Origin of the sequence: Variovorax sp. CF079, assembly GCF_900101545.1 — a bacterium.
In the GTDB taxonomy this organism is placed as follows: Bacteria; Pseudomonadota; Gammaproteobacteria; order Burkholderiales; family Burkholderiaceae_C; genus Variovorax.
Genome location: NZ_FMZU01000024.1, coordinates 61,807 through 82,691, shown reverse-complemented (window position 1 = coordinate 82,691; position 20,885 = coordinate 61,807). Strand labels below are relative to the sequence as shown.

Sequence of the window (20,885 nt, the reverse complement as noted above, 5' to 3'; positions counted from 1 at the left end):
TCCAATGAGCCATTTCCTAGACCGCCTCAGCTATTTCAGCCAGCCCAGGGAGTCCTTCTCCGGCGACCACGGCGTCACCACCGGCGAAGACCGTACGTGGGAAGATGCCTACCGCAATCGCTGGGCGCACGACAAGATCGTGCGCTCGACCCACGGCGTGAACTGCACCGGCTCGTGCTCGTGGAAGATCTACGTCAAGGGCGGCATCGTCACCTGGGAAACCCAGCAGACCGACTACCCGCGCACGCGCTGGGACATGCCCAACCACGAGCCGCGCGGCTGCGCGCGTGGCGCGAGCTACAGCTGGTACCTGTACAGCGCGAACCGCGTCAAGTACCCGATGGTGCGCGGCAGGCTCCTGAAGAGCTGGCGTGAAGCGCGCATTGCGCACGACCCGGTTGCCGCATGGGCGTCGATCGTCGAGGACGATGCCAAGCGGCGCGACTACCAGCAGGTGCGAGGCCTCGGCGGCTTCGTGCGCTCGTCGTGGGACGAGGTCAATGAGATCGTCGCCGCGGCCAACGTCTACACGATCAAGAAGCACGGCCCCGACCGGATCATCGGCTTCTCGCCGATCCCGGCGATGTCGATGATCAGCTACGCCGCGGGCAGCCGCTACCTCAGCCTGATCGGCGGTGTGTGCATGAGCTTCTACGACTGGTACTGCGACCTGCCGCCGGCAAGCCCGCAGGTCTGGGGCGAGCAGACCGACGTGCCCGAATCGGCCGACTGGTACAACTCCAGCTTCATCATCGCCTGGGGGTCCAACGTGCCGCAGACGCGCACGCCGGACGCGCACTTCTTCACCGAGGTGCGCTACAAGGGCGCGAAGACGGTGGCGGTGACGCCGGACTATTCCGAGGTCGCCAAGCTGGCGGACATCTGGATGCACCCGAAGCAGGGCACCGACGCGGCGGTGGCGATGGCGATGGGCCATGTGATCCTGAAGGAGTTCTACTTTCCCGATGGCGGGCGCGAGCGCAGCGCCTACTTCGACGACTACGTGCGCCGCTACACCGACATGCCGATGCTGGTGATGCTCAAGGAACACCAGCTCCCAGGCGGCGAAGTCCTCATGGTGCCCGACCGCTATGTGCGCGCGTCGGACTTCAACGGCAAGCTCGGCCAGGCCAACAATCCGGAATGGAAGACCGTCGCCTTCGACGAGACGGGCAAGGTGGTGCTGCCGCACGGCGCGATCGGCTTCCGCTGGGGGCCTGACGGACGCGCGGACGAAGGGCAGTGGAACCTCGAGGCCAAGGAGGCGCGCCACGGCAACGAAGTGAAGCTTCGGCTGTCGGTGCTGGAGGGCGAGCAGCCGAGCACCGAGACCGCCCGGGTCGGCTTCCCCTATTTCGGCGGCATTGTCAGCGAGCATTTCCCCGGCAACGAGCAGACCGAGGTGCTGGTGCGCACCGTGCCGGTCAGGCGCATCGCGCTCGGCAAGGCAGGCGAGCAGCGAGACGCGCTGGTGGCGACCGTGTTCGACCTGCAGGTGGCGAACTACGGCGTGGCGCGTGGGCTGAGCGGCGAGCTGGCGGCCAGCAGCTTCGACGACGACACCCCCTACACGCCGGCCTGGCAGGAGCGCATCACCGGCACCCCGCGCGCGCAGCTGATCACGGTGGCACGCCAGTTCGCCGAGAACGCGCACAGGACGCAGGGCAAATCGATGGTGATCATCGGCGCGGCGATGAACCACTGGTATCACAGCGACATGAACTACCGCGGCGTGATCAACATGCTCATGATGTGCGGCTGCATCGGGAAAAGCGGTGGTGGCTGGTCGCACTACGTGGGCCAGGAAAAGCTGCGCCCGCAGACCGGCTGGACCGCGCTGGCCTTCGCGCTCGACTGGATCCGCCCGCCGCGCCAGATGAACAGCACCAGCTTCTTCTACGCGCACACCGACCAGTGGCGCTACGAGAAGCTGGGCATGGAAGAAGTGCTCTCGCCTCTGGCCGACAAGAAGGCGTACGCGGGCAGCATGATCGACTACAACGTGCGCGCCGAGCGCATGGGCTGGCTGCCCAGCGCGCCGCAGCTGCAGACCAATCCGCTGCAGGTGGTGCGCGAGGCGCAGGCTGCCGGCATCGATCCGAAGGACTACGCGGTCCGCGCGCTGAAGGATGGCTCGCTGAAGATGAGCTGCACGGACCCCGACCACCCGGACAACTGGCCGCGCAACATGTTCGTGTGGCGCTCCAACATCCTGGGCTCCAGCGGCAAGGGCCATGAATACTTCCTCAAGCACCTGCTCGGCACCAGCAACGGCGTGCAGGGCAAGGACCTCGGCGCAGAGGAGGCGAAGCCCGAAGAAGTCGTGTGGCACGACAAGGCGCCCGAAGGCAAGCTCGATCTGCTGGTGACGCTCGACTTCCGCATGAGCACCACCTGCCTCTACAGCGACATCGTGCTGCCGACGGCCACCTGGTACGAGAAGAACGACCTCAACACCAGCGACATGCACCCTTTCATCCATCCGCTCTCGACGGCGGTGGACCCGGCCTGGCAGTCGCGCAGCGACTGGGACATCTACAAGGCCTTTGCCAGGAAGTTCAGCGAGGTCTGCGTCGGCCATCTCGGGGTCGAGCGTGAGCTGGTGCTGACGCCCCTGATGCATGACAGCCCCTCGGAGCTGGCCCAGCCCTTCGAGGTGCGCGACTGGAAGCGCGGGGAGTGCGAGCTGGTGCCGGGCAAGACCGCGCCCAACCTGCAGGTGGTCGAGCGCGACTACCCCAATGTCTACAAGCGCTTCACGGCGCTGGGACCGCTGATGGGAAAGGCCGGCAACGGCGGCAAGGGCATCGGCTGGAACACGCAAACCGAAGTGCGGCAGCTCGGCGAACTCGCCGGCTTCGTCACCGATCCCGGCGTGACCTGCGGGATGCCGAAGATCGAGAGCGACATCGACGCCGCAGAGGTGGTGCTGATGCTGGCGCCCGAGACCAACGGCCACGTGGCGGTGAAGGCCTGGCAGGCGCTGGGCAAGCAGACCGGGCGCGATCACACGCACCTGGCGATCCACCGGGAGGACGAGAAGATCCGCTTTCGCGACATCCAGGCGCAGCCGCGCAAGATCATCAGTTCGCCGACCTGGAGCGGCATCGAGAGCGAGACCGTCTCGTACAACGCCGGCTACACCAACGTGCACGAGCTGATTCCGTGGCGCACGCTGACCGGACGGCAGCAGTTCTACATGGACCATCCGTGGATGATCGCGTTCGGCGAGGGCTTTGCCAGCTACCGCCCGCCGGTGGACCTGAAGACCACCGCAGGGATCCAGGGCGTCAAGCCGAACGGCAACCCCGAGATCGCGCTGAACTTCATCACGCCGCACCAGAAGTGGGGCATCCACTCGACCTACACCGACAACCTGCTGATGCTCACCCTCAGCCGTGGCGGGCCCTGTGTCTGGATCAGCGAGGACGACGCGAAGCGCGCCGGCATCGTCGACAACGACTGGATAGAGCTGTTCAACCTCAACGGCGCCATTGCGGCGCGCGCGGTGGTGAGCCAGCGCGTCAAGCCGGGCATGGTGATGATGTACCACGCACAGGAAAAGATCGTGAACACGCCGGGCTCCGAGATCACCGGCGCGCGCGGCGGGATCCACAACTCGGTGACTCGGATCGTGCTCAAGCCCACCCACATGATCGGCGGCTACGCGCAGTTCAGCTACGGCTTCAACTACTACGGAACCATCGGCACCAACCGCGACGAGTTCGTCGTGGTGCGCAAGATGAACCGGATCGACTGGCTGGATACGCCGGTCGCCGATGAACTGATCCGCCCCGTGCAGGCCCAAGGAGAAGTCGCATGAAGATCCGCGCACAGATCGGCATGGTGCTCAACCTGGACAAGTGCATCGGCTGCCACACCTGTTCCGTCACCTGCAAGAACGTCTGGACCAGCCGCCCCGGCATGGAGTACGCCTGGTTCAACAATGTCGAGACCAAGCCCGGGATCGGCTACCCGAAGGAGTGGGAGAACCAGGACAAGTGGAACGGTGGCTGGGTGCGCAAGGCCAACGGCGCGATCGAGCCGCGGCAGGGGGCGAAGTGGAAGCTGCTGATGCGCATCTTCGCCAACCCGAACCTGCCCGAGATCGACGACTACTACGAGCCCTTCACCTTCGACTACGGCCACCTGCAGTCGGCGCCGGAGATGAAGGCGACGCCCACGGCCCGTCCGCGCAGCCTGATCACCGGCAAGCAGATGGACAAGATCGTGTGGGGTCCGAACTGGGAGGAGATTCTCGGTGGCGAGTTTTCCGGGCGCAGCAAGGACAAGAATCTGGATGGATTCGAGCAGATGCAGAAGGACATGCTCGGCCAGTTCGAGAACACCTTCATGATGTACCTGCCGCGGCTGTGCGAGCACTGCCTGAACCCGGCGTGCGTCGCGTCGTGCCCGTCGGGCTCGATCTACAAGCGCGAGGAAGACGGCATCGTGCTGATCGACCAGGACAAGTGCCGCGGCTGGCGCATGTGCGTGAGCGGCTGCCCGTACAAGAAGATCTACTACAACTGGAAGAGCGGCAAGGCCGAGAAGTGCATCTTCTGCTACCCACGCATCGAGGCCGGCCAGCCGACCGTGTGCAGCGAGACCTGTGTCGGGCGCATCCGCTACCTGGGCGTGCTGCTGTATGACGCGGACCGGATCCAGGAGGCCGCCAGCGTCGAGCACGACCGCGACCTGTACCAGGCGCAGCTCGGCATCTTCCTCGACCCGAACGACCCGAAGGTGATCGCGCAGGCGCGCCTCGACGGCATCCCCGACAAGTGGATGGAGGCCGCGCGCAATAGCCCGGTCTACAAGATGGCGGTGGAATGGAAGGTGGCATTGCCGCTGCATCCCGAATACCGCACTTTGCCGATGGTCTGGTACGTGCCGCCGCTTTCGCCGATCAGCGCCGCGGCCAACGCGGGGCATGTGGGCAGCAACGGCGAGATCCCCGACGTCAACCAGCTTCGCATTCCGGTCAAGTACCTGGCCAACCTGCTGACCGCCGGCGACACCGTGCCCGTCGTGAAGGCGCTCGAACGCATGCTGGCCATGCGCGCCTACCAGCGCGAGAAGCATGTTGACGGGCGCATCAACCATGCGGTACTCGCGCAGGTCGGCCTCAGCCAGGCGGAGGTCGAGGAGATGTACCAGGTGATGGCGATCGCCAACTACGAAGACCGCTTTGTGATCCCCACGACGCATCGCGAGTACGCGGAGAACACCTTCAATGTGCGCGGCGGTTGTGGCTTCACGTTCGGCAACGGATGTTCGGAAGGCACCAGCGAAGTCAGCCTGTTCGGCAGCGAGAAGAAGCGCACGATTCCCATCCGGGCGGAGGTTTGACCATGTTCGCACTGAACTCCCAGCGCCCGATGACGAAGAGCCTGCGCGTGCTCGCGGCGGTGCTCGGCTACCCCGATGGGCGGCTGCGCAGCGATCTGCCGGAGATGCGCGAGCTGCTGCAGGACGAGCGTGCGCTGTCGCCTTCGCGCCTTGCCGAGCTCGATGCGCTGATGGACATGCTGTGGCGTGCCGACGCCCTGGAGGCTGAATCCGACTATGTCGAGCTGTTCGACCGGGGTCGTGGCACCTCCTTGCACCTGTTCGAGCATGTGCACGGCGATTCGCGCGAGCGCGGCCCGGCAATGATCGACCTCGGGCAGACCTACGAGAAGGCCGGCCTGATCCTGGCCGAGGGCGAGCTGCCCGACTACTTGCCGGTGGTGCTGGAGTTTGTCTCCACGCAACCGGTGCGCGAGGCGCGGGCCTTCCTCGGTGAGATGGCGCACATCCTGAATGCCATCTTCGGCGCACTGCAGCACCGCAACAGTCCCTACGCGAGCGTGCTCGGCGCGCTGCTCGAACTGGCCGGCGAGAAGGCGCAACCGGTCAAGCCGCCGGCCGAGGAGGCGCTCGACGAGAGCTGGGCCGAACCGGTCGTATTCGATGGCTGCTCGTCGAAGGGCCAGGCCAAGCCTGGCCAGGCGCAACCCATTCACATCGTGCGTAAGAGCCACGTGACACAAGGAGCATCGTCATGACAGGTGTATATGGTTTTCTCTTCCAGGTCTATCCATATGTCTGCTTCATGGTGTTCGTGATAGGCAGCCTGATTCGCTTCGACCAGAGCCAGTACAGCTGGAAGAGCGACTCTTCCCAGATGCTGCGGGCCGGCAGCCTGCGCTGGGGCAGCAACCTGTTCCACTTCGGCGTCCTGTTCCTGTTCTTCGGTCACATGGTCGGGCTGTTCACGCCGCACAGCGTCTACGGCATCTTCATGAGTGCGGCGACCAAGCAGATGCTGGCCGTCGTGGCAGGCGGCATCGCGGGCGCGCTGTGCTTCGTCGGCCTGACGCTGCTGCTGCACCGGCGCGTGTTCGATCCGCGCATCCGCCTCACCAGCCATCCCACGGACATCGCGGTGCTGGTGGTGCTGTGGGTCCAGCTCGTGGTCGGGCTGATCACACTGCCGTTCTCCTGGCAGCATGCCGACGGCAGCGTGATGCTGATCCTGGCGGACTGGGCGCAGCGCATCGTCACACTGCGGCCGGTGGATGCCACGGCGCTGGCCGCCCTGCCGTGGCCCTACCAGTTCCACATCGTGTTCGGCATGACGATCTTCCTGCTGTTCCCGTTCAGCCGGCTGGTGCATGTGTGGAGTGGCTTCGGGACGGTCCGATTCCTGTTCCGATCACACCAGGTCGTGCGCAGCCGCCGGCTGAACGTGCCGGCCGGCCACAACCAGCCGCGTGAGCCCCGCGCCGGCGCATGAGCTCCAGGAGAAATACCTTCATGAATGTCGATACTGTCAATCCCGGCGCCGCGCCCCACGCCATCGCGCCCCGGGTGGCGCGCATCAATGGCGTGGCCCTCCACGGCGCGGCCGAAGCCCTGTCGATCGAGGACCTGCGTCAGCGCGCGTGTTCCGAGTTGCTGCGTCAGGCAGCCATCCAGGGCGGACTGCTGCCATCCACGGACGCGGCGCCCGGCGACGGCGTGCTCAGCGAGGCCGCCTCCCAGGCCATCGACGCCTGGCTGGAACGCGAACTGCAGTTGCCCGAGCCGTCCGAGGAAGCCTGCCGGCGCCACCATGCGGCGCACCCGGCGCGCTACCGGACGGGACAGCGCGTGCGCATGCGGCATGTCCTGTTCGCAGTGACGCCGGGCATGGACGTGGTGGCATTGCGCAACCGCGCAGAGGCCTGTCTGCTCGATGTCCGCTGCCACGACGGCAAAGCGAATGGCGGCGCCAGCGCCGGCTTCGAGCGGGCCGCCCGCGAGCTGTCCAACTGTCCGAGCGGTGAGCAGGGGGGTGAGCTGGGGTGGCTGACACCGGCCGACTGCGCCCCCGAGTTCGCTCGGGAGATCTTCGGTCATGTCGAGGTCGGCGTTCTGCCGCGCCTGGTGCACAGTCGCTTCGGCCTGCACGTGGTGGAGGTGCTGGAGCGCGAGGGCGGCGAGCCGCAGCCCTTCGAGTCGGTGCGCGGCGCGGTCGCGATGGCGCTGCGCCAGCAGACCTATGTGACGGCCCTGCGCCAGTGCCTTCAGCTGCTGGCCGGCCAGGCCACGGTCGAGGGCGTGGACCTCGATGCGGCCGAGACGCCGCTGGTCCAGTAGTCGCCGCAGGCAGTGCGCGATGCCCGACGACCTGCTGCAGCGACTCCGGCGCTTCCACGACGACTATTTTCCCGGTGTGCAGGACCGCTTCCAAAGCCTGGTGCGCGACGGCCAGCATCCGAACATCCTGTTCATCGGCTGTTCCGATTCGCGCCTCGTGCCCTACCTGCTGACCGGCACCGGGCCCGGCGAGCTGTTCATCGTCCGCAACGTCGGCGCGCTGGTGCCGCCGCACGATGGCTCCGCCGGCTACCACGGAACGGCCGCCGCGATCGAGTTCGCCGTGCTCCGGCTGGGCGTCGAGCGCATCGTCGTCTGTGGCCATAGCCATTGCGGCGGCATCCGGGCGCTGTACGAGGAGAACGTGCCGCAGGCGATCAACCTCGCGGCCTGGCTCGACCTCGCGCGCGAGGCCGTGCTGCCGGTGCGGGTGACGCCCGAGGCGCTGCGTCGCACCGAGCAGCGCTGCGTCGTGTTGCAGCTGGAACGACTGATGGGCTACCCGATGGTGCGCGAGCGCGTCGAGTCGGGCCGGCTCGCGCTGCACGGCTGGCACTATGTGATCGAGGAGGGTGAGGTCCATGTCTTCGACCTGCGCAGCGGAAGCTTCGTGCCGGCGTCCGACGCCGACCACAGCGGCACCGGCCCGTTCGACCACGCGCCGGTCGACGATGGCAGCGGCACCAGCATCTTCAACGAGATCGACGAAGCACTGGCGCCGGCGCGGCGCGGCGCGGCGCAAGGTTGACCTTCGTCAACACCACGTTCGCAGCGAAGCACTACCGTGCAGGGGTTTCAACACACACGCGGCGCGCACGCGCTTTGCCGCGGCCGCAATGACCACTGCCACCCACCTCGAGCCGATCCCTGATACCGCCGACACCGCCGACACCGCCGATCACCTGATGGCGTTGCTGCGCGAATGCGGCCTGAGACCGCTGCGTCTGGGTGAGCGAACCCTTCTGCCAATCGTCCAGGGCGGCATGGGTGTCGGCGTGTCGGCGCATCGCCTCGCCGGCAGCGTCGCCGCGCTCGGCGCCATGGGCACGATCTCGTCCGTCGACCTGCGCCGCCACCATCCGGACCTGATGGAGCGCACGCGCGACCTGCAGCCGGGAGAGGCCGCCACGCGCCATGCCAAGGAAGCCATCAACGCAGCCAATCTCGAAGCGCTGGCGCGCGAGATCCGTGCCGCGCGCGAGCGCTCGGGCGGGCGCGGCCTGCTCGCCATCAACGTGATGCGCGCGGTGGGCGAGTACGCTCCCTCGGTGACGCGCGCGCTCGAATGCGGGATCGATGCGGTGGTGGTCGGCGCCGGCTTGCCGCTCGACCTGCCCGAGCTCGCGCAGGACCACCCCCGCGCGCTGCTCGTGCCCATCCTGTCGGATGCGCGCGGCGTGCAGCTGCTGGTTCGCAAGTGGGAGCGCAGAAAGCGCCTGCCCGACGCGATCGTGATCGAACACCCGCGGCTCGCTGGCGGCCACCTCGGCGCCGCGAAGATCGCCGATCTGGCCGACCCGCGCTTCGACTTCGAGAACGTCATCCCGCAAACGCTCACATTCCTGCGCGCGGCGGGAATCGAGAAGGAGATCCCGCTGATCGCGGCCGGTGGCATCCGCCGCTTCGAAGATATCGCGCGCGTGCAGGCGCTGGGCGCCGCCGCCGTGCAGCTCGGCACGCCCTTTGCCGTCACGCAGGAGTGCGACGCGCACCCCGAATTCAAGCGCGTGCTGGCGCAGGCGCGCGAGGAGGACATGGTCGAGTTCACGAGCGTGGCCGGCCTGCCCGCGCGCGCCGTGGCAACCCGGTGGCTGAAAGGCTACCTGAAGGCCGAGGCGAAGCTGCAGAGCGTGGCGCATGTCAAGCCGCGCTGCACGCTCGCCTTCGACTGCCTGGCGCAATGCGGGTTGCGCGACGGGCTGGCCGGCTGGGGCCAGTTCTGCATCGACACTCAGTTGGCGGCCGCCCTGCGCGGCGACGTGAAGAAGGGCTTGTTCTTCCGCGGCGTGGGCGCGCTTCCGTTCGGCGACCAGATCCGCAGCGTGCGCGAGCTGCTGGCTCGGCTGTTGACGCCGCACGAGGCCGCGCCCTCGCTCGGCGTCAACGCGTCCTGAGCGGGCGGAGCGACAGCGCTCTCTCATTCGAGCTGCACCGGCTGGCCTGCGCCGTCAAAGGCGATGAAGCCGGCGATACCGCCGGACTTGATCGACTCGACCATGCGCTGCAGCGGCACTTCGGCCTGGGCGCTGGTCGGCCCGCGGCCCGCGCTGCCCGACATCGCGGCGGCGAACACGAGGTCCCAGGCCTGGCCGAACTGCTGCGACTCTTCGCGCAGCGCCTCGAAAGTGCCCAGCTCATCGGGCGTCTTGTCCACGCACATCAGCGGCGTCAGCGTGCCGCCTTGACCGGACTGGAAACGCTCGCGCTGCTCGGGCGTCGCGTCGTCCGGCAGGCCTGCGGCTGCGAAGACGAACAGCAGACGCTGCGGCTGTGCCTGTGCGCGCGCAAAACGCAGCAGGTCGTCGAAGCTTGAAATCATGGCGGGCTTTCGGCGTCCGGGAAATGGGTGAGGCGCTGGCCCCGGACGGCCGGTTGCCCCGTGTGCAGGAGGATCGTGACCAGCAACGAAGCGTCCGTCAACGCGTGCACCGCGTGCGGTTCGCCTCCCTCGAGCACCACCAGGCGGCCGGCGGCGAGATGGCAAGCGCGCGAGGGCGTCCTGACTGTCGCTTCGCCTTCCAGGCACTGCACGGTGATCGTGCCGGACACACTGTGCTGCGGTACGTCCGCGCCAGCGCGCAAGACCATGCGCATGAGCTGCAAGGCGGGCGTCTTGATCAGGCTGGTCATGACGGCCCTGGGCAATTGGTCGCCCATCGGGTTGATGTCGATCACGTCGAGGGCTCGGGCATGCGCAAGGGCCATGGAATCTTCTCAAGGGCGCACGGTGTATTGTCAATGGCGCGGCGAGAACGTCGGCAGCGCGGCGCCCGCGAAGGCTTCGAGCACCGAGCCGACACCGCCCGAATTCTGTAGCGCGCCGACGATCTTCTTGAAAAGCGGCCCGTAGGCCTCGTCGGCCTCGTAGCCTGCGAGCGGGTCGCGGTTCATCAGGAACGCCGCGTCGAGTTCGGCCCATTCGTCGGCACTGAGCACGGTCTCGGCCAGCGGCAGGATCTCGGCTTCCTCGACGTGCATGTGGTCGAGATAGAAGTCGGCGTACTGCTTCATCAAGGTCTCGAACTTATCCCGGCGGGCTTCGCACTGATCGGTCCCACTCATCATCCGAAATCCGAGCAGCGCGTGTTCGAGTTCGCGGATCGCCTGCTCGCCACGCGCATGGTCGCGGTCAAGGCGGTCGAGCACGGCGTCGGTCTGCGCGTTGCGCCCGCGCAGCTTGGGAAAGAGCAGGCGGCTCTCCTTGGGGTGGTGCAGCTTCTCCGGGAACTCGTCGACGTAGAACAGCATGGCCTGCAGCGCATCGAAGTCGGGCAGGGTGCCCCGCCGCCGGTGTTGGCCGAGTAGCAGGGTGATCGAGCGCAGCATGGCCGACAGCGCCCGATGTTCGCGACAGATGATGGTCAGGCTGGTGTGCGTCATGGCGCGGTCTCCCTAGTGTTCCGACTGTGGCGATCTGCCGCGAGCCCGCAACCCACGGCCGGATGGTCGGCGCCATGCCGCGCCTGATATCCATACCAGAGGCTCCCGGCAATGCGGTGTGCGAGGTCGTCGGCCCGTTCCTGGAGATCTGCGTTGCCCAATGCCTGCGTGGTATCGCGAAACAGTGCGAGCCAGCGGTGGAACAGCTGCGTCGTGAGCCCCGGCAATGCAACATGCTTGGGCATTGGCGCGCCCCTGTAGCGGGCGGTGCCTCTCAGGGCAGACGACCAGAAGTCCACCATCTTCGCCAGGTGCTGGTCCCAGTCGACGATACGCGATTCGAAGATCGGAGCGAGCATCGCGTCGTTGCGCAGCTTCGAATAGAAGGTATGGACCAGGCGGACGACGTCCTCTTCGGTACAAAGGTCAGGATCCGGCATGATGGAACTCGCCGCGTTCGAATGGGAGATCGTGCGCGATGGAACCCTGGTTCAGCGCTTGCCGGCCGCGGGCGGTGACCTCGAAGACCTTGGTCGGGTCCTGCCTTGTGCAGTCGTCAGGGTCGATGTGCACTGGCGGAATGAATGCCTTGACGTAGCCCGCCGCTTCCAGCAGTCGGACCTTGTCGATCTGGGACGGGCTGGCTGTCGTGAATGGAAGCTGCGCGTTCGCAATCCTCAGCCATATTTCCATGCACATCCCACACCTCCTTGAATCCTGGCGGGCTGTTCAGCACCGGCATGCAAGCCTAGCGCGGCCAAGCCGTCGCGTCTTTGATTTGAAGCAAGCTTTCTGCCGGGCATCCGCTGTGCGGATCGAATCGGCCATGGGTGGATCGCGCCGCCGCAGATCACGCTCAGCTGCATGCCGAGGCGGGCAAGCAGCCAATATCGACGGGCGATTGACCTACCATTCGCAGATGCCTCCTTCGCAGTTCCCGGCAGATCGCTCCAGAGGGCTCGCTCGTTGAAGCGGCTCGAAGGTGCCATCGCAAGGCTGCTCTGGCGGGTGTTGGCCTTGGTACTTGTCGCTCTGGGCCTGCTCGGCGTCTTTCTACCCGTTCTGCCGACGGTGCCATTTCTGCTTGCGGCCGCCTGGGCGGGCGGACGCGGCTGGCCTGCGCTTGAGCATTGGCTACTCGACCACCCGCGCTACGGCGAGTCCATCCGGCGCTGGCGACAGGAGGGTGCGGTGTCACGCCGCGCGAAGTGGGCCGCGAGTTGGATGATGTTCTTTAGTACGGCCGTGCTGCTCGTCACCAACGCGCCGATCGTTGTGAAGGTCGCCGCGCCGCTCCTCATGGCGGTGATTGCGATCTGGCTGTGGAAACGACCCGAGCCGTGAACGCGTTGGCCGCAGCGGTGGCGCGGTCTGCCGACGGCAACGATTGATGTACGTCAATGCGGGCTTGGGGAACGGCATGTACCTGTCCATGGGCAACGTGTTGGCCAATCCGAAGGTCGGCATCCTGTTCATCGACTTCGAGAAGCCCAACCGTCTGCGGATCAGCGGTGAGGCGTCCGTGATGAGGGATGACCCGTTGATCTCCGAGTACCCGCAAGCCCAGTTCGTGGTCCGGGTTGCCGTCAGCGAGATCTTCCTGAACTGTCCTCGGTACATCCCCAAGCTTCAGCGAGTCTCGCGTTCGCCGTTCGTGCCCGCGCCAGGGCGGGAAACGCCGTTTCCCAACTGGAAGCAGATCGACTTCGTGCGCGATACCTTGCCGGAGCGAGATCGTCGCAAGGCATTGGAGATGCCGGCGATCGACATCACGGACTACATCAGAACGATCGAACGATCGAACGATCGAAGAGTCGCAACGCTGCACTGCTCATGGCCTAGCGTTCGCTGCGGAAAGGGATGAAATTCGGCCTTGGGCCGACCTTCAAGGCCCGTCGCTTTACTGAAGCCAGCCTCAGCGGAGGTCTAGCGCTTTTAGGTCACGCGCCGATATCTTCAAGCGCGAGCCGTATGGACAGTTGAGCACTGTCGATCGTCTCCTTCAGAGTGAAGCCAAAGTGAAACCGGTAGTAGTGCCAGGTGCTGCTGCATGCGTTCAAGGGTGCGCTGCCCGAGCCAGCTCGTGTCCTCGTGCTGGATGTGCCGGCCACGGCCGAGGGATTTTTCAGGGAGATCGATCGGGAGGTCAAATCTCCGTCAGACCACAGCAAGATCCCGGAGATCGGCCGGCGTCACCAGATGCGGTTTCATGCACCTGGTTGACACCGGCTCAAGCGCACCAGGAGCTGGCGCCACCCAAAAGCGTCAAGGGCGGGCCGCTGCAGTCGCTGATGAGCCAACGCGGTGGCTGACGTGCGCGTGCAGCGCGACGGCAGAGCCTCCGGCGCACGCTACGAGCGCACCGCTGGACACCCGAGCTGCTTCATGCAGGTGAGCGAACTCACCCGGCGGGTGCACAGCGACGCCGCATAGCAGGCGTCGCCTATGGACGGCGAGGACCCAGGTACTTGCCTCCCAATCTGTCTGCGGGGCCGGCACCACTCCAGGCCTTGTTGTACGTATCTTCTCGATGTCCGCGTGCACGCGCTCGGCAGTTCATCCATGTTGTCACGTCGCATCGGCAAGGAGGCGGGAACGTCCGGTGTTGGGCCTGCAGCCGAAGGTCAGAAGGTTCCGAGCGGTCGCAACGCGCGGTGTCGCACCGACGGGAAGTGCAACCAGACGGCAGTGAAGGTGAAACGGTACGCCGGGGCTGAGACAGTCGAGCCAGCCATCGGTCTCGTCACTCGAATGCAAGCGCTGGCGCGAGAGCTGTCTGTTGCCTTGTCGAGGAGCGCTTGTCGACAGTTTCTTCGACCGGCTCGGGAACCAGCATCACGGGAACTGTTGACGTTCGCAGGAAGCGCTCTGCATCGCTGCCCATCGCCCACCGCCCGCAACGCCCAGGCGTGCTCAGAACAATGAGGTCTGCCGGCCACATTCTTGCTTCGTATGCGACAGCGTCGGCGAGGGGTGTGGCAAAGTCGCTGTACAGCATCACATCCGCATGCACGCCGCGAGCCTCGGCAGCTTTTTTCGCTGCTTCAAGGATCTCCCGTCCCCAATTGTGCAGCGTACCCAGCCAGGTGTCCGTGTCGGTGGATCTGCGTGCGAGCGAGAGATCGTCCACCACGTGAACCAGCCGCAGCAGGCCCCTGGTGGTCCTTGCGATATCGATGGCCTCGTCCAAGCTTCTTTTGGAAGCCGGACTCCCGTCGATGAGAACCAGAATCCGTTTGTGCATGGCGAGTTCCTCTTGAGCGAGGTGAAGGAGCCATCAGTATCGAAGGAGCGAGGATTCGTGCCTTGATATGGCGCAAGAACCGGCGCGGGAGGACCCCTGAGTCCGGGCCGCCGCGAGCGCGCCCGAATTGACTTTGACGATCGTCTCGAGCAGTTCGGTTTGCATCATGCAGCGATGGTTTTCCGAACACCGAAGCACGTCCAGCGGGCCGGCCGGCCCGCACAGCGACCAGTGGGGACCATGGGTCGCATCGACCACGAAGGTCGCGTCCTCCGATCCCGCTTGCGGGCGTTCTTCGGTGCGCATCTCGAAGCCCATCGCCCGCGCAGCCGGCAGGAAGGCGCGTGCCCGCGCCGTCGTGGGGTCGCCGAGGAACCGGATCGATGCGCCTGGCGCAGGCCGATGCTCGCAGAGCGTCATGAGATCCGCCAGCGCCTTTGCCGGATGATGGTCCAGGCCCAGTCCCTCGTAGACCGGGACGCCCGCCTCCTGCTCGATCTGGCGCACGGAGGCCGGAGCCAGCGTTCCGCAGTCGATGGCGTCGTACATGCGCCCCAGCATCCGGGCCAGGCCGCGAAGATCGTCCTTTGCCGACGCCGAGCCGGCGGGATCGGTGAACCGGACTTCGGAAACCCGCGCGCCCAGTTCCTGCGCGGCGCGATGGAGGGCCGACGTCTCCTCGCCGGGCGGGGTGTCGAGCAGCAGCGCCAGGTTCTTGCCGTGCAGCGGCTTGCCGATCGTGCCAGCTCGGGCGTCCTCACGCAGGCGCCGGGCGGCCGCAAAGATCGCCAGGATGTCTTCCGCGGCCGGCGGCTCGCCGGCGCACCCGCGGTGAGAAGGAATGGAGAGAACGGATTCCACATCAGCGAAGGTATTGCCTGCTGCGATCGAGGCCTTGATCGCCGTCAACAATCCGTCATCCTGCAGCCGTCGATACCGGCCGGATACCAAGCATTCACCCACTGTTACCGAGGGGGCGACCGCATTGGCGCTGCTGTTGCAGTGGCCTTCTAAGCTTCAAGCCATCGATCTGCGAGGAACAAGTGATGACCGAAGCGACATGCGCTCCCCAAGACAACCGGCGTGCCGTCCGGCGCATCTCCGACATGCTGCAACTGCTGCAGGACAGCCTGCCGATCCAGCGGCGCATCGTCCGCGCAGGCGACACGGTCTACCAGGTGGGACAGAAGTTCGGCTGCCTCTACGTCGTGAACTCGGGCTTCTTCAAGATGGTCAACCTCTCCGGGGAGGGGCGCGAACAGGTGGTCGGCCTGCACTTCAAGGGCGACTGGCTGGGCCTCGACGGCATCGCGGCGGGCCAGTACGGCTGTGACGCGGTCGCGATGGACACTGGCGAGGTCTGGGCCATCCGCTACGACGCGCTGCTGCAGGCAGCCCTTCGCACGCCCGCGCTGCTGACCGCGCTGCATGAGGCCATGAGCCGCGAACTCACGCGCGATCACGATTCGATGCTGTCCTTGTGCACGCTGCCCGCCGACGCCCGCGTGGCCGGTTTCCTGCGCTACTGGGCCGACGCGCTCGCACAGCGCGGCCTGCGCACCGACCAGATCACGCTGCGCATGACGCGCGCCGAGATCGGCAACTACCTCGGCATGACGCTGGAGAGCGTGAGCCGTGCGCTGTCGCGACTGGCGCGTGGCGACGTGATCCGTTTCACCGAGAAGGGTCGGCGCGACATCCATATCCCGCAGGTGGAGGCGCTGACGGGCTTCATGCGCGCCGTCGCGCCGCCGAGCGTCGTGGCGCTTCACTGAGCAGCGCTCAGGACCCGCGCACGCTCGAGTTCGCTGCGCGTGTAGGGCTTGCGCGGCAGGTCCCAGCCCAGCGGCTCGTCGAGCAGTCCGCTCGAATAGCCGAACATCAGCAGCATCGGCAGGCTGGGCAGCCGCGTGCGCACAGAACGTGTCTACAAGCTCGAGATCGGAAAATGGCGCTCTACCGCGGTGAAGGTCCGTATTGCGAGCGCATCCATGAGGCGGCGCTTGTCAATTTCGGTTTCCCGTGGAGGCGCGACCGCGCCATTCCTTCACAACCCGGATCGTCGTCCGGAGACAGCGTGACTGGCGAATGCGGCAAACGTTTTTGAACGGAAGGGACTTGCCCGTCAAGACGTTCCCTTGCGCCCCTCGAAATAAGCGGCCAGGCGCATCCGTTCCTGCTCGAACGCCGACATACCGGCGAGGACCGCCTTCCAGTCGCCTATGCGGCTGGCGCGCTCGATGTTCTCGCATGCGGCCGCGAACGCGAGCGCCCCGACCATCTTGCTGGCGCCCGCCATGCGGTGGGCGAACTGGGTGACCTGGGCAACGTCGTCGACGGCCACCGCCTGCCTGAGTCCGGCCGAGTCGTCCTCGCAGGTTCGCCGGAAGGCCGCAAGAACCTCGCCCACCATCGACGCGTCGCCACCGCATGTCGCCGTGAGGAGCGCCTCGTCGATCGGGCTGACGCAGGGGGCGGCCTCCGGGCTTGAGCCGGCGGGAGCGGCGGGCGGCGAGGGGGCCTGGGGAAGCGGCAGCCATCGATCGAGCTTTTCGATCAGCTGCGCCAGTTCCACCGGCTTGACCAGGAAGTCGTCCATGCCGGCGGCGAAGCAGGCCTCGGCCTCCCCCTGCAGCGCGTTGGCGGTGCAGGCGACGATCGGCACGCGCTCGCGCCCTGCGTCGGATTCCAGAGCGCGGATGCTGCGCGCCAGTTCGTAGCCGTCGATGTGGGGCATGTGGCAGTCGGTGATGACCAGCCCGAAGCGACCCGACTTCCACATCTCCAGGGCCTGGACGCCGTCATCGGCGGTCTGGGCGGCATAGCCCAGCGTTCGCACCTGGCGCAGCAGCAACATGCGGTTGACGGGGTGGTCATCCACCAGCAACACCAACGTTCCTTCCGTCTCGGCCTGCGCGGTGCCGGGAGCCATGCGGCGCATGGCCGTGGCCGCCGGAAGAGGGCGTGCGCTGTCGGCGTCGCTGCCTGGCGGGGGCTCGGCGACCGGCAGCGACAGTTCCAGGGTGATCGTCGTGCCCTTGCCCGGCGCGCTTTCCAGGCTGATCGAGCCGCCCATCATCTGCGCCAGCTGCCGGGAGATGACCAGCCCCAGGCCAGTGCCACCCGGTCGCCGCCGCGCCTCGTCACCGTCCGCCTGGCTGAACGGCTGAAACAGGCGCTGCTGGTCTTCAGGCGAGATGCCGATGCCGGTGTCCTTCACCTCGAAGCGCAGGTTGTCCTGTCCGTCTGAGCGCCCCAGCCATTGCACGTTGATGTCGATCCAGCCCTCGGAGGTGAACTTGATCGCGTTGCTGACGAAGTTGTTGAGGATCTGGCGCAGGCGCACCGGATCGACCCGCAGCGCCGCACTGATGCGCGGGTCGACCATCCGCCGGACGATCAGGCCCTTGCTGCTGGCATTGCCCAGATAGATGCTCTGCACCTCCTCGATCAAGCGCTTGATCGAGACGACTTCGGGGCGGACCTCCAGCTTGCCGGCCTCGATCTTCGAGAAATCGAGGATGTCGTCGATGATGCGCAGCAGCGACCGGCTCGATTCCCGCACCAGCCCGAGCGTCTCGCGCTGCTCGGCGTCCAGCTCGGTCAGGCTCAGGAGTTCCAGCATGCCCAGCATGCCGTTCATGGGTGTCCTGATTTCGTGACTCATGGTGGCCAGGAAGGTGCCCTTGGCGCGGTTGGCGGCTTCCACCTCCGAGCTGCGCTGCGCCAGGGCCGCATTCAGCCGCTCGATTTCACGCTCCTTCTTCTTCCTCTCCGTCACGTCTTCCGTCATGGTCAGCACGTAGCGCGGCTGGCCGGCCTCGTCGAGGATCGGGATCTTCTTCGCGTGCAGGACGTGCACGCTGCCATCGCGCGTATGCAGGGTCCCCTCGGGGATGTCCACTTCCCGGCCGAGCGCCAGCGCTTCCTTGTCCTTGGCCGTGAAGAAGTCGGCCTCCTCCTTGGAACTGACGAACTCGTAAGCCGTCTTGCCCAGCAACTCCTGCTGGCTGCGCCCCGTCATCTCCTCCATGCTGCGGTTGACGCGGACGACCTTCAAGTCGGCGGCGTCCTTGACCATGACCTGATAGGGAATGTGATGGATCACCGAGTTCAGGAACGCGTTGGCTGTTTCCAGTTCGGCGGTGCGCAGGCGCACGCGCGCCTCCAGGTCGGCGTTCAGGGCACGCAGGTCATCTTCCACCCGGCGCAGCGCCGCTCTCTGCCTTTGTTCGGCGAGCGCGCGCCGAATCGAGAAACCCAGGCGCCGCAAGCGCTGCTTGAGGACGTAGTCCGTGGCGCCGGCCTTCATGCAATCCACCGCCTCGTCCTCGGTCAACGCAGTGGCAATCACGATCAGCGGAAGCTCCGGCTGCTGCTGCACCTGGCGCAGCAGCTCCAGGCCGCCGACTTCGTAGTCGGACAGCACCAGGTCGAAAGTTTGCCGCTGCAGGGCGGAGACGAAGTCCTCCCTGGTTTGCACCCACACGGTGTCACAGCCAAGGTTCTCGTCTTGCAGCCTGCCCCGGATGCGCTCCGCATCGGCCGGGTCGTCCTCGAGATGCAGCAATCGAATGGCAGCGGTCATCTCGGCCCGTCCTGTTCGCCACGCAGCGACTCGACGACGTCCCTGAACTCCTCGCGGTTGCGCTCGCTCAGCGCGGAGAGGGCCTCGTGCGCCTGCAGGATCCGCTTCTGCACCACGGCCTGGTCGCCCCCCGTACCCAGCGCGTAGAGCTCGGGCGCGGCGGGAATGTCCTCGCGCATCGCGGCCAGCACCTGCTGCATGCTCAGTTCCTCGAACAGGGCGTGCACGGCCGGTGTCACCCCCGCGAGCACCACGCCGCCCCGGGCGACCAGCTCGTGCACCGTGCCGAGGCAGGTGCTGTCCATGTACTCGCAGCCGGAGAAGTCCAGCACCAGGGGGCGTCCCCCGTCCAGCACGGCCAGGGCCGTTTCATGGAAGGCATCGCAATGCATCCAGCTGGCCCGGCCGCGCAGCGCAAGGTAGGCGGCATCGACTGTTTCGCCGTAGAACACCGCCTCGCCCTCGGGCCGCGGGGCGCCGGAAGCGGCAGCCGCGGGGAGCTCGGCGCCATTGTCGAACGAGGAGGCGCCCGCGTGCGCGTCGATGAGCAGGATGGTCACGTCATCCCGGTCCGCTCCCGCCGGCGCGTCACCGTGAAGCTGCGCCATCGCGTCCTGCGCACTGGAGAGCGGCTTGGCGAGCACCTGCTGCAGCAGTTCCAGCTCGCGCTCCGACCCGGAGGGCAGGAGCCCGTCGGTGTAGAGGAGGATCCGGTCGCCCGCCAGGAGCTGGAGACGCTCCTGCGCGAAGTGCGCGTCCGGCGCCAGCCCGAGCGCGGGCCCCATGCGGCGGATCAGGCGCGTTTCCTGGCCCTCGCGCGCGTGCAGCACGGGCGGATGGCCCGCGGATGCCAGCGTGAGGCTCGCGTCCGACGTATCCAGCAGGCCGAAGACGGCCGTCAGGAACAGTCCCGGCGCGGCGTGCGTCTCGCAGATCGAGCGGTTCACCGCGGCCAATACCTCCGCCGGCGGCAGCGCGAGGCCCGTCGCCGGGTCCACCAGGACCAGCCGCTGCTTGAACAGCACCGAGAGCATTGCCGAGGTGACCCCGTGGCCGGTGGCGTCGGCCAGGTAGAAGGCGAGGTGCCGCTCGCCCAGCCGGACCACGTCGTAGAGGTCGCCGCCCACATGCTGCCCCGGGCGGTAGACCGCCTGGATGCAATAGCCCTCCATGGGGGGCGGGCTGCGCGGCAGCAAGGCGCGCTGGATCACCTCCGCCCGCTCGAGGTCGCGGCGCAGCACCGCGGAGGTCTCCTGAAGTTCGCAGACCTTGCGCTGTAGCTCCCGGTGCAACCGCTCGCGTTCAGCCAGCAGTTGCCGCCGCTCCAGCGCGTTGCGCACCGCAACCCCCATCTCTTCCGAGCGCGGCGACTTCGGCAGGAAGTCGAACGCCCCCAGCCGGATCGCGGCCACCGCCGAGTCGAAGGTCTCCAGCCCCGAAAGGACGATCCACATGGTGTCCGGCACTGCCTCGCGTCCCCAGCGCAGCAATTCCAGGCCGTCCATGCGGGGCATCATGATGTCCGTCAGCACCAGGGCGACGTCCGGGTGCTCCCGCAGGACCTCCTGCGCCGCGATTCCGTCGGCAGCCTCCAGGACCGGAGCGCAGCCGAAGCTTTCCAAAGCCAGCTTCACCATCAGTCGGGCCACCGGCTCGTCGTCTACCACCAGCGCGACGGGAGGGACAGGGTCGAGGTTCATCACATCCCCTAGCAGCGAGTGTGCCGTGCAAGAAGGAATTCTCCGAGCCGGCGGGCGCGATGGCAAGCCACTGACGCACAGGCAGCGGCGCCGCGATCGCGTTCGGATGTGGCAGCCGGCATCAGCG

22 protein-coding genes are annotated in these 20,885 nt (G+C 66.7%); 12 read left to right on the top strand and 10 right to left on the bottom strand.

The annotated features are described in order from the left end of the window. Positions 1-4: 4 nt before the first annotated feature. The 7 genes from BLS74_RS27700 (at position 5) to BLS74_RS27670 (ending at position 9,740) form a co-directional block, all read left to right on the top strand. On the top strand, positions 5-3,823 hold the full coding sequence (locus tag BLS74_RS27700; RefSeq protein WP_093110346.1) for a nitrate reductase subunit alpha: 3,819 nt from the start codon (positions 5-7) through the stop codon (positions 3,821-3,823). Continuing rightward, positions 3,820-5,352, top strand: coding sequence for a nitrate reductase subunit beta (narH, locus tag BLS74_RS27695; protein WP_093110345.1), 1,533 nt, complete (start codon positions 3,820-3,822; stop codon positions 5,350-5,352). Before BLS74_RS27700 ends, narH begins: the two co-directional genes overlap by 4 nt. A 2-nt stretch (positions 5,353-5,354) precedes the next feature. Next, a complete protein-coding gene (gene narJ / locus BLS74_RS27690) occupies positions 5,355-6,050 on the top strand; it encodes a nitrate reductase molybdenum cofactor assembly chaperone (RefSeq protein WP_212733710.1) in 696 nt (231 codons plus the stop codon). Beyond that, on the top strand, positions 6,047-6,781 hold the full coding sequence (gene narI, locus BLS74_RS27685; RefSeq protein WP_093110344.1) for a respiratory nitrate reductase subunit gamma: 735 nt from the start codon (positions 6,047-6,049) through the stop codon (positions 6,779-6,781). The genes narJ and narI overlap by 4 nt, the downstream gene beginning before the upstream one ends. Positions 6,782-6,801: 20 nt before the next feature. After that, positions 6,802-7,626 (top strand): peptidylprolyl isomerase, encoded by an 825-nt coding sequence (locus BLS74_RS27680; protein ID WP_093110343.1) that lies wholly within the window; start codon positions 6,802-6,804, stop codon positions 7,624-7,626. Between the two features lie 19 nt (positions 7,627-7,645). Beyond that, positions 7,646-8,374 carry a carbonic anhydrase gene (locus BLS74_RS27675; protein WP_093110342.1) on the top strand — a complete coding sequence of 243 codons (729 nt, stop codon included), beginning with the start codon at positions 7,646-7,648 and terminating at the stop codon, positions 8,372-8,374. A gap of 157 nt (positions 8,375-8,531) precedes the next feature. Continuing rightward, positions 8,532-9,740: an NAD(P)H-dependent flavin oxidoreductase gene (locus tag BLS74_RS27670; RefSeq protein ID WP_093110387.1), complete on the top strand. Its 1,209-nt coding sequence runs from the start codon at positions 8,532-8,534 to the stop codon at positions 9,738-9,740. A gap of 23 nt (positions 9,741-9,763) precedes the next feature. On the opposite strand, the gene BLS74_RS27665 is transcribed toward BLS74_RS27670, so the two are convergent. Genes BLS74_RS27665 through BLS74_RS27645 form a run of 5 tightly spaced genes read right to left on the bottom strand, consistent with a single transcriptional unit; the run spans position 9,764 to position 11,919 of the window. Then, positions 9,764-10,165, bottom strand: coding sequence for a ribonucleotide reductase subunit alpha (locus BLS74_RS27665; protein WP_093110341.1), 402 nt, complete (start codon positions 10,163-10,165; stop codon positions 9,764-9,766). After that, the gene (locus BLS74_RS27660; protein WP_212733709.1) at positions 10,162-10,551 is read right to left on the bottom strand and encodes a cupin domain-containing protein; all 390 of its coding nucleotides are present in this window, start codon (positions 10,549-10,551) and stop codon (positions 10,162-10,164) included. The genes BLS74_RS27665 and BLS74_RS27660 overlap by 4 nt, the downstream gene beginning before the upstream one ends. Before the next feature lie 30 nt (positions 10,552-10,581). Further along, positions 10,582-11,226: a hemerythrin domain-containing protein gene (locus BLS74_RS27655; RefSeq protein WP_093110340.1), complete on the bottom strand. Its 645-nt coding sequence runs from the start codon at positions 11,224-11,226 to the stop codon at positions 10,582-10,584. Beyond that, positions 11,223-11,666, bottom strand: coding sequence for a group III truncated hemoglobin (locus tag BLS74_RS27650; RefSeq protein WP_093110339.1), 444 nt, complete (start codon positions 11,664-11,666; stop codon positions 11,223-11,225). The genes BLS74_RS27655 and BLS74_RS27650 overlap by 4 nt, the downstream gene beginning before the upstream one ends. Then, on the bottom strand, positions 11,653-11,919 hold the full coding sequence (locus BLS74_RS27645) for a hypothetical protein (protein WP_139191757.1): 267 nt from the start codon (positions 11,917-11,919) through the stop codon (positions 11,653-11,655). Before BLS74_RS27645 ends, BLS74_RS27650 begins: the two co-directional genes overlap by 14 nt. Positions 11,920-12,192: 273 nt before the next feature. Between BLS74_RS27645 and BLS74_RS27640 the strand changes: the two genes are divergently transcribed. The 3 genes from BLS74_RS27640 (at position 12,193) to BLS74_RS34030 (ending at position 13,449) form a co-directional block, all read left to right on the top strand. After that, positions 12,193-12,570 carry a YbaN family protein gene (locus BLS74_RS27640; RefSeq protein ID WP_244504029.1) on the top strand — a complete coding sequence of 126 codons (378 nt, stop codon included), beginning with the start codon at positions 12,193-12,195 and terminating at the stop codon, positions 12,568-12,570. 46 nt (positions 12,571-12,616) lie between these two features. Beyond that, the gene (locus BLS74_RS27635; protein WP_093110336.1) at positions 12,617-13,090 is read left to right on the top strand and encodes a pyridoxamine 5'-phosphate oxidase family protein; all 474 of its coding nucleotides are present in this window, start codon (positions 12,617-12,619) and stop codon (positions 13,088-13,090) included. Positions 13,091-13,266: 176 nt separating this feature from the next. Beyond that, entirely contained in the window at positions 13,267-13,449 is a 183-nt protein-coding gene (locus BLS74_RS34030) for a hypothetical protein (protein WP_139191756.1), read from the top strand. 520 nt (positions 13,450-13,969) lie between these two features. Here BLS74_RS34030 and BLS74_RS27630 read toward each other — a convergent pair. After that, positions 13,970-14,470, bottom strand: coding sequence for a universal stress protein (locus tag BLS74_RS27630; RefSeq protein ID WP_093110335.1), 501 nt, complete (start codon positions 14,468-14,470; stop codon positions 13,970-13,972). A 33-nt stretch (positions 14,471-14,503) separates the two neighbouring features. Further along, positions 14,504-15,379: a Rossmann-fold NAD(P)-binding domain-containing protein gene (locus BLS74_RS27625; RefSeq protein WP_170855735.1), complete on the bottom strand. Its 876-nt coding sequence runs from the start codon at positions 15,377-15,379 to the stop codon at positions 14,504-14,506. A 137-nt stretch (positions 15,380-15,516) separates the two neighbouring features. Between BLS74_RS27625 and BLS74_RS27620 the strand changes: the two genes are divergently transcribed. Then, positions 15,517-16,245 carry a Crp/Fnr family transcriptional regulator gene (locus BLS74_RS27620; RefSeq protein ID WP_093110333.1) on the top strand — a complete coding sequence of 243 codons (729 nt, stop codon included), beginning with the start codon at positions 15,517-15,519 and terminating at the stop codon, positions 16,243-16,245. Here the strand turns inward: BLS74_RS27620 and BLS74_RS34595 are convergent. After that, a complete protein-coding gene (locus tag BLS74_RS34595; protein WP_170855734.1) occupies positions 16,239-16,388 on the bottom strand; it encodes a hypothetical protein in 150 nt (49 codons plus the stop codon). The two genes, BLS74_RS27620 and BLS74_RS34595, sit on opposite strands and share 7 nt — an antisense overlap. A 30-nt stretch (positions 16,389-16,418) precedes the next feature. On the opposite strand from BLS74_RS34595, the gene BLS74_RS34590 reads away from it, so the two are divergent. After that, the gene (locus tag BLS74_RS34590) at positions 16,419-16,577 is read left to right on the top strand and encodes a hypothetical protein (protein WP_170855733.1); all 159 of its coding nucleotides are present in this window, start codon (positions 16,419-16,421) and stop codon (positions 16,575-16,577) included. An 18-nt stretch (positions 16,578-16,595) separates the two neighbouring features. Here BLS74_RS34590 and BLS74_RS27615 read toward each other — a convergent pair whose 3' ends face one another. Together BLS74_RS27615 and BLS74_RS27610 are read right to left on the bottom strand one after the other, a co-directional pair. Beyond that, positions 16,596-19,058 carry a response regulator gene (locus tag BLS74_RS27615; protein WP_093110332.1) on the bottom strand — a complete coding sequence of 821 codons (2,463 nt, stop codon included), beginning with the start codon at positions 19,056-19,058 and terminating at the stop codon, positions 16,596-16,598. Further along, positions 19,055-20,758 carry a SpoIIE family protein phosphatase gene (locus BLS74_RS27610; protein WP_093110331.1) on the bottom strand — a complete coding sequence of 568 codons (1,704 nt, stop codon included), beginning with the start codon at positions 20,756-20,758 and terminating at the stop codon, positions 19,055-19,057. The genes BLS74_RS27615 and BLS74_RS27610 overlap by 4 nt, the downstream gene beginning before the upstream one ends. Positions 20,759-20,885 lie beyond the last annotated feature (127 nt).

Coding starts and splice junctions, on each gene's coding strand:
- BLS74_RS27700 (WP_093110346.1), top strand. CDS start 5: ATGAGCCATTTCCTAGACCGCCTCAGCTATTTCAGCCAGCCCAGGGAG.
- narH (WP_093110345.1), top strand. CDS start 3,820: ATGAAGATCCGCGCACAGATCGGCATGGTGCTCAACCTGGACAAGTGC.
- narJ (WP_212733710.1), top strand. CDS start 5,355: ATGTTCGCACTGAACTCCCAGCGCCCGATGACGAAGAGCCTGCGCGTG.
- narI (WP_093110344.1), top strand. CDS start 6,047: ATGACAGGTGTATATGGTTTTCTCTTCCAGGTCTATCCATATGTCTGC.
- BLS74_RS27680 (WP_093110343.1), top strand. CDS start 6,802: ATGAATGTCGATACTGTCAATCCCGGCGCCGCGCCCCACGCCATCGCG.
- BLS74_RS27675 (WP_093110342.1), top strand. CDS start 7,646: ATGCCCGACGACCTGCTGCAGCGACTCCGGCGCTTCCACGACGACTAT.
- BLS74_RS27670 (WP_093110387.1), top strand. CDS start 8,532: ATGGCGTTGCTGCGCGAATGCGGCCTGAGACCGCTGCGTCTGGGTGAG.
- BLS74_RS27665 (WP_093110341.1), bottom strand. CDS start 10,165: ATGATTTCAAGCTTCGACGACCTGCTGCGTTTTGCGCGCGCACAGGCA.
- BLS74_RS27660 (WP_212733709.1), bottom strand. CDS start 10,551: ATGGCCCTTGCGCATGCCCGAGCCCTCGACGTGATCGACATCAACCCG.
- BLS74_RS27655 (WP_093110340.1), bottom strand. CDS start 11,226: ATGACGCACACCAGCCTGACCATCATCTGTCGCGAACATCGGGCGCTG.
- BLS74_RS27650 (WP_093110339.1), bottom strand. CDS start 11,666: ATGCCGGATCCTGACCTTTGTACCGAAGAGGACGTCGTCCGCCTGGTC.
- BLS74_RS27645 (WP_139191757.1), bottom strand. CDS start 11,919: ATGGAAATATGGCTGAGGATTGCGAACGCGCAGCTTCCATTCACGACA.
- BLS74_RS27635 (WP_093110336.1), top strand. CDS start 12,617: ATGTACGTCAATGCGGGCTTGGGGAACGGCATGTACCTGTCCATGGGC.
- BLS74_RS27630 (WP_093110335.1), bottom strand. CDS start 14,470: ATGCACAAACGGATTCTGGTTCTCATCGACGGGAGTCCGGCTTCCAAA.
- BLS74_RS27620 (WP_093110333.1), top strand. CDS start 15,517: ATGACCGAAGCGACATGCGCTCCCCAAGACAACCGGCGTGCCGTCCGG.
- BLS74_RS34590 (WP_170855733.1), top strand. CDS start 16,419: ATGGCGCTCTACCGCGGTGAAGGTCCGTATTGCGAGCGCATCCATGAG.
- BLS74_RS27615 (WP_093110332.1), bottom strand. CDS start 19,058: ATGACCGCTGCCATTCGATTGCTGCATCTCGAGGACGACCCGGCCGAT.
- BLS74_RS27610 (WP_093110331.1), bottom strand. CDS start 20,758: ATGAACCTCGACCCTGTCCCTCCCGTCGCGCTGGTGGTAGACGACGAG.